The sequence below is a fragment of the Georgenia deserti genome (assembly GCF_042680605.1).
Taxonomy (GTDB): domain Bacteria; phylum Actinomycetota; class Actinomycetes; order Actinomycetales; family Actinomycetaceae; genus Allobogoriella; species Allobogoriella deserti.
Genome location: NZ_JBHUEE010000011.1, coordinates 53634 through 66153 on the forward strand (window position 1 = coordinate 53634; position 12520 = coordinate 66153).

Sequence of the window (12520 nt, forward strand, 5' to 3'; positions counted from 1 at the left end):
CCCGTCCGAGCCGCACGGGCACCGGCCCGTCCGAGCCGCTCGTCTCAGTCCGGCCGATCCTCGCCGGCCGGCGGGCGCTCGAACGACCGCTCGCCGTGCACCGCGAGTTCGGCGAGCACGGCCGCCGGGTCACCCGCTTCGATCACCTCGAGCAGTCGGCGGTGGCGGTCGACGTGCTCGACGAGGGTCTCGTAGTAACGCTCACGCACCACGAGGTTGCGCGACATGCACAGCAGGATCTGCTGCTGGACCGAGCGGTAGATGGCGCTGAGCCGGCCGTGCTGCGCGAGGTCGACGATCGCGGCGTGGAAGGCGTAGCCGTCCTGGACGAGCGATCCCCGATCCTCGGTGCGCGCGTCGTGCTCCATGCGGGCGAGCGCCTCGCGGACCGGGCCGAGCAATTCCGGGTCACGCACCGGTACGCCGTGCTCGACGGCGATCCGTTCGAGTCCGGATCGCAGCGTCATCACCTCGAAGACGTCCTGCTCGTCCATCGTGGCGACCACGGCGCCGCGACGAGGCCGGACCGTCACCAGCCCGTCCCCTTCGAGCAGTCGCAGCGCCTCGCGCAACGGGGGTCTGCTCACCCCGAGACGTTCGGTCAGCCGCTCCTCGACGAGCCGCTGCCCGGGCTCGAGATCGCCGGCCAGGATGTCCCGCCGGATGGCCTCTCGGGCGAGTGCGACCAGGCTCTGCTGGTCGATCCGCCCGCTGGGCGCCCCGGACGCGGGGGCCGGTGCCTGCATGTATGTCCTCCTCGACGTCGCGCTGCGAGTGCCGGGGCACCTCGCACGTGCCAGGGTACTTGTCGGTCGTCGTCTGAAGAGTGTAGACAATAGTCCGTCCGGTGTACCGGCGTCGGCGCCCGGAGGCTCCTGGCCGGCACCCGCACCTCCCAGCAGAACGGACACTCCATGACCTCACGCGTGGTCGTCACCGATCACACCTTCCCGGACCTCGCCGCGGAGGAACGCCTTGCCGCCGAGCACGGCGCCTCGTTCGCCTCCCACCAGTGCGCGACCGTCGAGGAGACGGCCGAGGCCATGGACGGGGCCACTGTGGCGCTCGTGAACTTCGCCCCGGTCCCCCGTGAGGCCCTCGCCAGGCTCACCCCGGGCGCCACCGTGATCCGTTACGGGATCGGGTACGACAACGTCGACGTCGAGGCCGCCCGCGAATTGGGGGTCCAGGTCGCCAACGTGCCGGACTACGGCGTCCCCACGGTGGCCGACCATGCCGCCACCAGCATCCTCACACTCGCCCGCCGTCTGCCCCAGTATGACCGGCGCGTCCGCCGCGAGGGGTGGCTCCGTCCCGCGGAGCTGGGACCGCTTCCGAGCTTCCGCTCGATGGTCGTCGGGCTCGTCGGCCTGGGCCGGATCGCCCGTGAGGTCCATGCCCGGCTCGCACCGTTCGGTTTCACCGTGATCGCTCACGACCCGTTCGCCGATCCGGAACTCTTCGACCAGCTCGGGGTGGAATCCGTCGACCTCCTCGAGCTCGCCCGACGCGCCCACGCGATCAGCCTGCACGCCCCCAGCACGCCGCAGACCCACCATCTGGTCGACGACCGGTTTCTCGCGCACGTGCGACCCGGAACCGTCCTTGTCAACACCGCGCGCGGCCCGCTCATCGACACCGAGGCCCTGGTGGCGGCCGTCCGGGAGGGCCGGGTCGCCGCCGCCGCGCTGGACGTCACCGACCCCGAGCCACCGCCAGCCGACTCGCCCCTGTGGTCGACGCCCGACATCCTCCTGACGCCACACGCCGCGTTCTACGACGAGGACTCGGTCCGCGCCCTGCAACGTCTCGCACGCGAGGAGGCCGGGCGAGCGCTGCGCGGTGAACCGTTGCGCTGCCGCGTGGCCTGAGACGGCGGACGGCTTGCAACCGCACAGGCAATCTTGTAGACAATAGACACACCGCGATGGTGTCGACGCCGGACCGGATCCCGGACGCGCGTGGCCACCCGATCCGTGCCCGCACTCGTCGCTGACGACGCCCAGGAGGAAGTTCGTGACCACACCGGCAAGCACGCACCAGGCCAAGGCTTTGGACGGGATGACCGTCCTCGACCTGACCCAGGTCATGGCCGGCCCCTATTGCACGATGGTCCTCGCGGACCTCGGCGCCGATGTGATCAAGGTGGAGAACCCGGACGCCGGTGACCAGGCGCGCCGATCCTGGGGCCGACCGGGTGCCGGCGAGGACAGCCGGGCGTTCATGGCGCTGAACCGCAACAAGCGCAGCATCACGCTCGATCTGAAGTCCGAGTCGGGACGCGAACGCTTCCTCGAGCTGGTCCGCTCGGCCGACGTCGTGATCGAGAACTTCCGCCCGGGGGTCACGGCACGGCTCGGCATCGACTACGCCACGCTCGCCCCGCTCAACCGCGGCCTCATCTACGCCAGCATCTCCGGCTTCGGCCAGGACGGGCCCTATTCCACCCGCCCCGGGTACGACCTCATCGCGCAGGCGATGGCCGGCGTCATGTCGATCACCGGCGAGCCCGGCGGCCGCCCGGTCAAGTGCGGTCTTCCGGTCGGCGACCTCGGCGCCGGGCTGTTCACCACGATCGGCGTGCTGTCCGCCTGGGCCTGGCGCCAGCGGACCGGCGAGGGACAGTACGTCGAGACCTCCCTGTTCGAATCGGCGCTCGCCCTGTCCGTCTGGGAGTCGGTCGAGTACTGGTCGACCGGTCGGGTACCGGAGCCCCTCGGCTCGGCGAACCGGATGTCCGCCCCGTACCAGGCCCTGGCCACGCGCGACGGCTACATCACGGTCGGCGCCAACAACCAGCGGCTGTGGGAACGGCTGTGCCGGGCCCTCGGCGACGAGGCGTTGGCCGCCGACCCACGGTTTGCCTCGAACATGGACCGGATGACGAACCTGCCCGAGCTCGTCACGATCCTCGAGCGACACCTGGCCGCGAAGGACACCCACGAATGGGTCGACATCCTGCTCGAGGCGGGGGTACCGGCCGGACCGATCCAGAACTATCGCGAGATCCTCGACGAGGACCCGCACGTCAAGGCTCGCGGGATGGTCTCGACGTTCACCCACCCCACCGACGGTGAGGTGCCGGTCCTCAGCTCCCCCATCCGGCTGAGCCAAACCCCGGCCGCCATCTACCGGCACGCTCCGCTGCTCGGCGAGCACAACGACGGCGTGCTCGGGGCGATCTCCTCCGCGGCCCCGGCACGGAGCACCGAATGAGCCCGGACACCGGCGAGGTCCACCTCACCGACGACGGTGACGTCTGGTGGCTCGAGCTCAGCAACCCCGGACGGCACAACGCCCTGACATGGCGGATGTACGACCGGCTCGAGGAGATCTGTGCCGCCACGCACGCCGCGCCCGGCCTGCGGGTTCTCGTCGTGCGCGGCGGCGGCGGATCGTTCGCCGCCGGTACCGACATCGCCCAGTTCACCGAGTTCACGGGGGCGGACGGCCTCGCGTACGAGCGGCGCATGGACGAGGTGCTGCGATCCCTCCTCGCGGTCCGGGTCCCGGTCGTCGGAGTCGTCGAAGGCCCGGCGGTCGGTGCGGGACTGGCCATCGCGGCCTGCTGCGACGTCCTCCTCGCGAGTGAGGACGCCCGCTTCGGCGTCCCGGTCGCCCGCACCCTGGGCAACATGGTCGCCACCGTGGCCATGCACCGGCTACGCATCCGCCTCGGCGCCGCCCGCACGACGGCGATGTTCCTCACCGCGCGGCTGCTCCGTGCTGCGGACGCCGCCACGGCCGGATTCGTCCATACGGTGTGCGCCCCGGAGGATCTCGAGCACTCCGTCGGCGCCCTCGTCGAACGGCTACGCTCCAACGCCCCGCTCACCCTGGCCGCCGCGAAGGAGATCGAGCGCCGCCTGGACGGGCTGGACACGCTGCCCGCCCACGAGGACGTCCTGGCACGCTGCTACGGCAGCGACGATTTTCAGGAGGGCGTGGCAGCCTTCCTGGATCGACGGATCCCCGAATGGAAAGGCCGATGATGCCCGCCATCGACTTCGACGGACGCACACCACAGATCCACGCCGAGGCCTGGGTCGCCCCGGACGCCACCGTCATCGGAGCGGTCGAGCTCGGCCCCGACGCGAGCGTCTTCTACACCAGCGTCCTCCGCGCCGACATCGAAACCATCCGGATCGGCGCGCGCAGCAACATCCAGGACGGCTGCGTCGTCCACGCCGACCCGGGTGTTCCGGTCTCCGTGGGAGCCGGCGTCTCCGTCGGGCACCGCGCCGTGCTGCACGGCTGCACGGTCGAAGACGACTGCCTGATCGGCATGGGCGCCGTGGTGCTCAACGGTGCCCGCATCGGGGCCGGCAGTCTGATCGCGGCCGGTGCCGTCGTCCCGGAGGGCACCGACGTCCCACCCGGGTCCCTGGTGGCGGGCGTCCCGGCGCGCGTACGGCGCGAGCTCGACGACGCCCAACGAGAGAGCCTGCGCGAGAACGCGCGGACCTACGTCGACCTCGCCCGGCGGCACCGGGAACGGCACGAGACCGACTGACCATCTGGCGCACCCCTGCGCCCCCGTGACCTTCTCCCTGCCCCGTCGAAAGGTGCGCGCATGATCAGCCCCTCGGAGACCACCGTCGGCTTCGCCGGCCTCGGCAACCTCGGTGCTCCCATGGCACGCCGGCTTCTCGACGTCGGATGGCGCGTCACCGTCCACGACGTCACCGAGCACAAGACACAGCCCTTCGCACAGGCGGGCGCCACGGTGGCGGGCTCGGTCGCGGACGTCCTGGCGTGCGACGTCCTCGTCCTCGCCGTGCCGGATGACCACGCCGTCGAGTCGCTGCTGCTCGGCGCCGACGGTTATTACGCGGGCGACGGCTCAGGGCGCCTCGTCATCGTGCACAGCACGATTCTGCCGGCGACCGCGCAGCGGCTGGCCGACGTGGCGGCCGACCACGGCGTCGACCTCATCGACGCCCCGGTCAGTGGCGGCGCCGACCGAGCGGCGGACGGTGACCTGACCCTGTTCCTCGGCGCCGAGCCGGACACCGCCGCCCGTGCCGATCGGCTCCTCGGTTCCGTCGCCAGCACGGTCGAACACGTCGGCCCACCCGGTGCTGGTGCGGCGGTGAAGCTCGCGAACCAGCTCATGCTGTTCGCAACACTGGCCGGAGCGCACGAGGCCCTCGCCATGGCCGGCGGCTACGGCGTCGACGAGGGCGCCGTGCTGCGCGCCGTCGGCACGAGCACCGGGGCCTCCTGGGTCACCGACCACTGGGGCTTCTTCGATCGCACGGCACAGGCCTACACGGCGGCCGGCACTCCCGTGACCGATCGCCCGTGGAGCAAGGACCTCCTGGAGATCCTGGCCGCAGCGCGCGCAGTCGGCGTCGAGGTACCCGTCGCGGCCGTGACCTCCCAGACCCTGGCCCCCGCCGTCGAGCAGCACGCCCACGACACCGCGAGACCGGAGCAGTCATGATCATCGACGCGCATCACCATTACTGGCACACCGCCGCGCAGGAACAACCGTGGCGCGACCCCGCCCACGAGGCCCTGGCGCGGGACTACCTCCCCGGCGACCTCGCACCCCAGCTCGCCGAGGCCGGCGTGGAGCGCACCGTGCTCGTCCAGTCCGTCGACACGCCGGAGGAGAACGACCGGCTCCACCGGTTCGCCGACGAGGCCGGCACGGTCGCCGGTGTGGTCGGCTACCTCCCGCTGCACGACGCCGACGGCTCCCGTGCCGAACTCGACCGGGCGGCGACCGAGCGCTGGTGCGGCGTCCGGTGTCTCATCGGGCGCGACCCGATCCCCTGGCTGACCGAGGCACCGAGCCGCTCGCTCTTCGCCGCGCTCGCCGACCGCGGCCTGGCCTGGGACGTGGTCCCGGTCACGGACGAGCAGACCGACTCGGTGCTCGAGCTGGCCGACGCCGTCCCCGAGCTGCGCATCGTGGTCGACCACCTGGCCCGGCCGCCGCTCGACGGCTCCGATCGGAACGCCTGGGAACGCCGCATCGAGGCCCTGGCGGGCCGCCCGAACGTGGCCATGAAGGTCTCCGTCGGGATCGACGTGCTCAGCCGCTGGGAGCGGTGGGAGCCAGAGGCGCTGCATCCTTACGTGCGCCACGCCGTCGAGACCTTCGGTCCGCAGCGACTCCTCCTGGCCAGCAACTGGCCGGTGGTCGAACTTGCCACGGACTACCGCCACGCCGTGACCGATCTGCGTGCCGTGCTCGCCGCCCACCTGGGACCGGCCGAGCTCTCCGACATCTGCGGTCGCAGCGCGGCGGACTGGTACGGCCTGCGCACCTCCGACACCGCCGACGCCGCGGCCGCCGGACCGGCGGACCGACCATGACCGCCGGTACCGGACGGCGCGTGCGCATCGCCGTCACCCTCGGGGACGTCTCGGGGATCGGGCCGGAGGTCGTGGTCAAGCTGCTCGCACAGGACGCGGTCCGGCGCCGAGCCGACATCGAGGTGCTCGCCCGCGAGGACGAGATCGCCCGCGCGGCCGACGAGGCGGGCGTCAGCGTCCCGGTCGCACCGACGCCGTCGCCGGACGCCGTAGCCACCATGGCGCCGCACGTCGCGGGACCCGTCGAGCGTGGCACGATCTCGCAGGCCGCCGGCGAGCGAGCACTGAGCGACCTGAGCCACGCCCTGACGAGGTACCGCGACGGGGCGGTCGACGGCATCCTCTACGCACCGCTGAACAAGAGCGCACTGGCGCTGGCGGGCATGAACGAGAAGGACGAGCTCCGGTGGTTCGCCCGGCAGCTCGGGTTCGACGGCGTCACCTCGGAACTCAACGTCGTCCCCGGGCTGACCACGGCACGCGTCACCTCCCACATCGCCCTGCGCGACGTGCCCGCCCGTGTCACGCCGACCGGGGTCCTCGACGCCTGCGAGCTGCTCGATCAGGCGTTGCGTGCCCAGGGAATCGACCACCCCCGGCTGGCCGTGTGCGCGTTGAACCCGCACGCCGGCGAGAACGGCGCGTTCGGCACCGAGGAACGGGACGTGATCGCCCCCGGCGTCGCACTCGCCCGCGAACGTGGCCTGCGCGCCGACGGCCCCCATCCGGCGGACACGCTGTTCCTGCGCGCCTTCGGCGGTGAGTTCGACGGTGTTGTGACGATGTACCACGACCAGGGCCAGATCGCCCTCAAGCTGCGCGGCTTCGACGAGGGCGTCACGGTCCAGGGCGGGCTGCCCGTCCCGATCGCCACGCCCGCGCACGGCACTGCCCACGAGATCGTCGGGCAGGGCGTGGCCCGGCCCGGCCCGATCGAGCGAGCGTTCGAGGTGGTCGCCTCGCTCGCCGAGCACGCACGGCCCGCCGTTCCAGCGCCGAAAGCGGAAACCTGAGTCAACAGCGGACGTTCAAACATCCGCTCAAGGCACAGGTTTCCGCTTTCGGCGGGGGCACGGCAGGTCCGGTCCGGCATGCGGGAACCACCGCTGCAGGGGTTGCCCCACCACGCACGTCTACTGTAGACAATAGGCACCGATTGCTCAGCGCAGAGAGGAACACGATGACGTCGCCGACGACGACCCTCGAGAAGGCCGACCCGAACGACCTGAACAGCCTGTACAAGTACCTGCGGGTCTGCGACGTGGCGGACGCCCTCGACGGGATCGGCTACTTCAACCTCACCCTGATGTCGCCCGAGGTGCGGCCGCTCTGGGAGGGCATGAAGTTCTGGGGTCACGCCGCCACCATGCGGTGCGTCCCCGCCAACAAGCCGATGTGGAAGCTCGACACCACCGAGGACATCGTCGATGCGCACCGCATCTGGTTCGAGCGCCACGGCCACCGCAAGCTGCCCGATGATCTCGCACCCGGCCACGTCATCGTGATGGACTCCGGAGGCGGACCCGAGGTCGGATTCTGGGGTTCGGAGAACACCATGGCCGCCGTGGGGGCCGGCGCCGTCGGCATCGTCAGCGACGGCAACTGCCGCGACACCGGCGAGGTCATCCTCCAGCGCACCCCCGTGGCCGTGCGCGAGCGTGGGCGCACGATCATCCCCGGGCGCATCGAGGTGGTCGAGGTCCAGGGGACGATCTCCTGCGGCGGCGTCCAGGTCCGTCCGGGTGACATGGTCGGCTGCGACGACGACGGCGTGATCGTCGTCCCCGCGGAGGTCGCGCACGAGGTGGCCACGCACGCCCGCGCGATCCTGCTCGCCGACATGTACAAGCGTCGCAAGCACTACGACGCCCTCGGCATGCAGCCCGACAGCACCGTCGACGTCGACGCCGTGCTCGCCTACTACGACGGCATCTGATCCCGACGGGCCCCGCGGCCGCCCGAGTGCCGCCGCGGGGCCCGGCCCGCTTCTGTCCCCGACCGCGTCCCCGCGGTCTGCTGGTGCTCACGCGCACCGACGCGCACTCGAAGGAGGAGGACCGGTGGCAACACTCTCGACCCCGGCCGCCACGGCCCCTGAGCCGGCTTCGCACCGCCCGGCCGCACCGGGCCGGTCCCGCTCGCTGAACCGGCGCACCCGCGAGGCGATCGCCGGGTACGGCTTCCTCGCGCCGTGGATCGCCGGCATGGTGCTCCTGACGCTCGGGCCCATGGCGTACTCGCTCTACCTGAGCTTCACCGACTACGACCTGATGTCGTCACCGAACTGGATCGGCCTCGGGAACTACGAGCGGATGGCCGCCGATCCGCGGCTGGCCTCGTCGGTGCTCGTCACGCTGAAGTACGTCGCCGTCTCCGTGCCCGGCGTGCTCGCGTTCTCGCTCGGCGTCGCGATGATCCTCAACAAGGGGATGCGGTTCCTGCCGTTCTACCGCGCCGCGTTCTACCTGCCCTCCCTCATCGGAACCAGCGTGGCCATCGCGGTGCTGTGGCGACAGGTCTTCGGCGGTGACGGCATCGTCAACGCGGCGCTCGGCACGCTCGGCATCAGCGGCCAGAGCTGGATCGGCGATCCGGACTCGGCGCTGTGGACCCTCGTGGTGCTCAACGTCTGGACGTTCGGTTCGACCATGGTCATCTTCCTCGCCGGCCTACGTCAGATCCCCACCGACCTGTACGAGGCGGCCTCGGTCGACGGCGCCGGACCCATCCGGCGGTTCCTCAGCGTCACCGTCCCCCTGCTGACCCCGTTGATCTTCTTCAACCTACTGCTGACCACCGTCAACGCCTTCCAGGCCTTCACGCCCGCGTACGTCGTCAGTGGCGGGACCGGGGGCCCGCTGGACTCCACGCTCTTCTACACCCTGTACCTCTACCTGCGCGGCTTCGCCAATCTCGAGATGGGCTACGCCTCCGCCATGGCGTGGGCCCTGGTGGTCGTGCTGGCTGTCTTCACCGCGGCGTTGTTCGCCTCGTCGCGGTACTGGGTCCACTACGGAGACGAACGATGACCGCCACTACCACATCCACCGACCGCGCCGCCCGTGACCACTCCGCCGGCCGGCCCCGGCCACCGCGGCAGATCTTTGGTCGCCGCGTGGTGCGCAACCGCCTGCTCGTCGGGCTCGTCCGGCACGCGACCCTCATCGCGGTACTGACGATCGTGCTCTATCCGCTGCTCTGGATGGTGGGGGCGTCGCTGCGCCCGGGCAACGAGGCGTTCGGAACGCTGAACTTCCTCACCTCGAACCCGACGTTGGAGAACTACCGCGAAGGCTGGAACTTCGGGCAGCTGAACTTCTCCCGCTTCTTCCTCAACTCCCTGGCGGTCACCACGCTGTGCGTGATCGGCAACGTCGTCGCCTGTTCCATGGCCGCCTACTCCTTCGCGCGGCTGAACTTCCCGTTCAAGCGGATCATGTTCGCCCTCATGCTCGGCACGATGCTGCTGCCGTACCACGTGACGATGGTTCCGCAGTACGTGCTGTTCAACGAACTGGCGTGGATCAACACCATCCTGCCGCTGACGGTGCCGAAGTTCCTGGCCACCGACGCCTTCTTCATCTTCCTCATGGTCCAGTTCATCCGAACCCTGCCGCGGGACCTCGACGACGCCGCCCTGCTGGACGGGTGCGGTCATGTGGGGATCTTCTTCCGCGTTGTCATCCCGCTGTCCCTGCCGGCGCTCGGCACCACCGCCCTCTTCACGTTCATCAACACGTGGAACGACTTCCTCGGACCGCTGCTCTATCTCAACCGGCCCGAGCTGTGGACCGTCACGCTCGGGCTCAACGGCTTCCTCGATGCCACCGGCGAATCGGCCTTCGGACCCTTGTTCGCGATGGCCACGTTGTCCCTCGCCCCCGTCGTCGGCTTCTTCCTCGTCGCACAGAAGCTCCTCGTCGAGGGCATCGCGACGACAGGCCTGAAGTAACCCGCCCATCACCCCTGACCGGTCATGACAGAGAGGACACCCCATGACTTCCACCCCACGGCCGCGCAGGCTCGCCGCAATGATCGCGGCCGGTACCTGCGCCGCTCTGCTCGCCGCCTGCACCGGCGGCACCTCCGTCGGCGAGAACCCTTCCGGCGCGAACTCCGGTGAGACCGTCGACGGAACCGGTCCAGTCGAAGGCAGCGTCCGCCTGGCCTACTGGGGCTCGGGGCCCCGAATCGAACGGACACAGGCTGTGGCCGACCTGTTCCTCGAGGAGCACCCCGAGGTAACCATCGAGCACGAGAACGCCGACTTCGCACCGTACTGGGAACGCCTCAACGTCCAGGCGTCCAGCGGCAACATGCCGTGCCTCACCCAGACCCAGGGACGTCAGCTCAACGACTACACGACCCGCGGGGCGCTTCTGCCGCTCCAGCCGATGATCGACTCCGGCGCGATCGACGTCAGTGACATTCCCGAGGACGTCCTCGACACCGGGCGCGGTCTCGACGGCGAGCTGTACATGATTCCCTACGGCGCCGCGTACGACGCCGTCGTCATCAACGAGACCCTCGCCGAGGAGGCCGGAGTCGGGCTGCCCGAGGAGGGCTACACCTGGGAGGAGTTCGGCGACTACCTGCGCGAGGCGCAGGAGGGGCTGCCCGAGGACGTCAAGGCCGCGAACCTCGGCGGCGGACTGCCGAACTACTTCATCGTTTACGTCCAGGGCACTGGGCAGGACCTGTTCGACGGCAACCAGATCGGCTTCGACGAGCAGGTGCTCGTCGACTACTGGAACTTCTGGGAGGAGCTCCGCGCCGACGGCGTGACGACGACTCCGCAGCAGTCGTCCGAGGAACCGGACCAGACCGAGCAGCGGTACGTCGCCCAGGGCCGGGTCATGGTCGACAACCTTCCCGGCAACGCCCTCACACCGGCCCAGACCACCCTCGACGGGCTGGCCCCGGGACAACAGCTCACCAGCGTCGCCGCCCCGTGGGGCGAGGCCGGCCAGGGCAACGCGCTCTTCACCTCGGGCTTCTCGATCCCGGCGAACTGCGACAATGCGGCGACCGCGGCGGCGTTCATCGACTTCTGGATCAACAACGACGAGGCCGGCCAGGCGTTCGCCTCGGACAACGGCGCGGCGACCAACAGCCGGCACCTCGACCAGCAGCTCGAGGATCCCGAGCTGCCCGACGAGAAGCAGCACGAGCTCGGGCTGTACCAGGAGATCGTCGAGCGCGAGCCGGTCTCGATCGTCTACCCGCCGGGCTACCAGGCGAACTTCGAGGACACGTTCACGCGCCACTGGGACTCCGTCGCCTTCGGTGAGGCCAGTGTCGAGGAGGCTGCCCACGCGTTCTACGAGGAAGTCAACGCCGCGCTGGCGGCCGAGTCGACCGAGTAGCACGGACCAGGACGGACCGCGCGGGCCGGCCACCGGAGATCCCGGGGCCGGCCCGCGCGCCTGATCGCCGCCGCACCGATCGGTCAAGCCCGAGCCAAACCGGCCGCTTTCGGGCAGACTGAGGGGCACATTGGTGTCGTGACGAGGGGGAACAGTGTCGGACAGCAACAACCCGTACGGCCAGCCGGGACCGCAGGGCGGTCAACCGGGCGGACCGGCAGGGCCACCGCAGTACGGCCAGCAGTCCGGTCCACCGCAGTACGGCGACCAGGGCGGCATGCCGCAGTACGGCCAGGCCGCAGGACCGGAGTACGGCCAGGCGGGTTACGGACAGCCCGGCCCCTCCCCCGCGCCCACCGAGCGGCCGAGGCCGCTCGATCTCGCGGTCAAGCTCATGTACGCCGGTGCGGTGATCGCCGTCATCGACCTCGTCATCGCCCTGACCCAGATGGACGCGATCCGGGAGATGGCGCATGAGCAGGCCGCCGCCCAGGGGATGCCGGAGATGGCCGACGCCATGGCCGGCACCTCGATCGCCATCGGTATCGGCGTCGGCGCGATCAGCATCGCCCTGTGGATCTGGATGGCCGTCATGAACGGCAAGGGCAAGTCCTGGGCCCGCATCCTCGCCACGATCTTCGGCGCCCTCGCCGTCATCGGCTTCCTGTTCTCGCTGGCGCAGGTGATGACCGGGATCCAGCTTGTGATGGCGGTCATCCGCGTCGCGCTGGCGATCGCGATCCTCGTGCTCCTGTGGAACAAGGCGTCCTCGGCGTACTACAACGCCATGTCGAACAAGACGCCCTGAGCCCGCTGAGCCGCCAGGG

Annotated in this window: 13 protein-coding genes; 12 read left to right on the forward strand and 1 reads right to left on the reverse strand. The window is 70.4% G+C overall.

The features are described from left to right. Window positions 1-44: 44 nt before the first annotated feature. Window positions 45-746, reverse strand: a complete 702-nt coding sequence (locus tag ACFSE6_RS17235; protein ID WP_388010198.1) for a GntR family transcriptional regulator — start codon at window positions 744-746, stop codon at window positions 45-47. A 168-nt stretch (window positions 747-914) separates the two neighbouring features. Here ACFSE6_RS17235 and ACFSE6_RS17240 point away from each other — a divergent pair, with 168 nt between their 5' ends. From ACFSE6_RS17240 to ACFSE6_RS17295, 12 genes are all read left to right on the forward strand, one after another. Beyond that, window positions 915-1871 (forward strand): C-terminal binding protein, encoded by a 957-nt coding sequence (locus ACFSE6_RS17240; RefSeq protein ID WP_388010201.1) that lies wholly within the window; start codon window positions 915-917, stop codon window positions 1869-1871. Window positions 1872-2016: 145 nt separating this feature from the next. Further along, on the forward strand, window positions 2017-3216 hold the full coding sequence (locus ACFSE6_RS17245; RefSeq protein WP_388010204.1) for a CaiB/BaiF CoA transferase family protein: 1200 nt from the start codon (window positions 2017-2019) through the stop codon (window positions 3214-3216). Further along, window positions 3213-3992, forward strand: coding sequence for an enoyl-CoA hydratase (locus tag ACFSE6_RS17250; protein ID WP_388010207.1), 780 nt, complete (start codon window positions 3213-3215; stop codon window positions 3990-3992). Before ACFSE6_RS17245 ends, ACFSE6_RS17250 begins: the two co-directional genes overlap by 4 nt. Beyond that, complete coding sequence (locus tag ACFSE6_RS17255; protein ID WP_388010210.1) at window positions 3989-4513, forward strand: gamma carbonic anhydrase family protein; 525 nt, start codon at window positions 3989-3991, stop codon at window positions 4511-4513. Before ACFSE6_RS17250 ends, ACFSE6_RS17255 begins: the two co-directional genes overlap by 4 nt. A gap of 60 nt (window positions 4514-4573) precedes the next feature. Then, the gene (locus tag ACFSE6_RS17260; RefSeq protein WP_388010213.1) at window positions 4574-5446 is read left to right on the forward strand and encodes an NAD(P)-dependent oxidoreductase; all 873 of its coding nucleotides are present in this window, start codon (window positions 4574-4576) and stop codon (window positions 5444-5446) included. Further along, window positions 5443-6327 carry an amidohydrolase family protein gene (locus tag ACFSE6_RS17265; protein WP_388010216.1) on the forward strand — a complete coding sequence of 295 codons (885 nt, stop codon included), beginning with the start codon at window positions 5443-5445 and terminating at the stop codon, window positions 6325-6327. Before ACFSE6_RS17260 ends, ACFSE6_RS17265 begins: the two co-directional genes overlap by 4 nt. Continuing rightward, on the forward strand, window positions 6324-7340 hold the full coding sequence (locus ACFSE6_RS17270; RefSeq protein WP_388010219.1) for a 4-hydroxythreonine-4-phosphate dehydrogenase PdxA: 1017 nt from the start codon (window positions 6324-6326) through the stop codon (window positions 7338-7340). Before ACFSE6_RS17265 ends, ACFSE6_RS17270 begins: the two co-directional genes overlap by 4 nt. Before the next feature lie 167 nt (window positions 7341-7507). Then, entirely contained in the window at window positions 7508-8263 is a 756-nt protein-coding gene (locus ACFSE6_RS17275) for an RraA family protein (protein WP_388010222.1), read from the forward strand. A gap of 124 nt (window positions 8264-8387) precedes the next feature. Further along, window positions 8388-9356, forward strand: a complete 969-nt coding sequence (locus ACFSE6_RS17280; protein ID WP_388010225.1) for a carbohydrate ABC transporter permease — start codon at window positions 8388-8390, stop codon at window positions 9354-9356. Continuing rightward, complete coding sequence (locus ACFSE6_RS17285) at window positions 9353-10279, forward strand: carbohydrate ABC transporter permease (RefSeq protein WP_388010228.1); 927 nt, start codon at window positions 9353-9355, stop codon at window positions 10277-10279. The genes ACFSE6_RS17280 and ACFSE6_RS17285 overlap by 4 nt, the downstream gene beginning before the upstream one ends. A 43-nt stretch (window positions 10280-10322) precedes the next feature. Continuing rightward, window positions 10323-11693, forward strand: a complete 1371-nt coding sequence (locus tag ACFSE6_RS17290; RefSeq protein ID WP_388010231.1) for an extracellular solute-binding protein — start codon at window positions 10323-10325, stop codon at window positions 11691-11693. A 154-nt stretch (window positions 11694-11847) separates the two neighbouring features. After that, window positions 11848-12501, forward strand: coding sequence for a hypothetical protein (locus ACFSE6_RS17295; RefSeq protein ID WP_388010234.1), 654 nt, complete (start codon window positions 11848-11850; stop codon window positions 12499-12501). Window positions 12502-12520 lie beyond the last annotated feature (19 nt).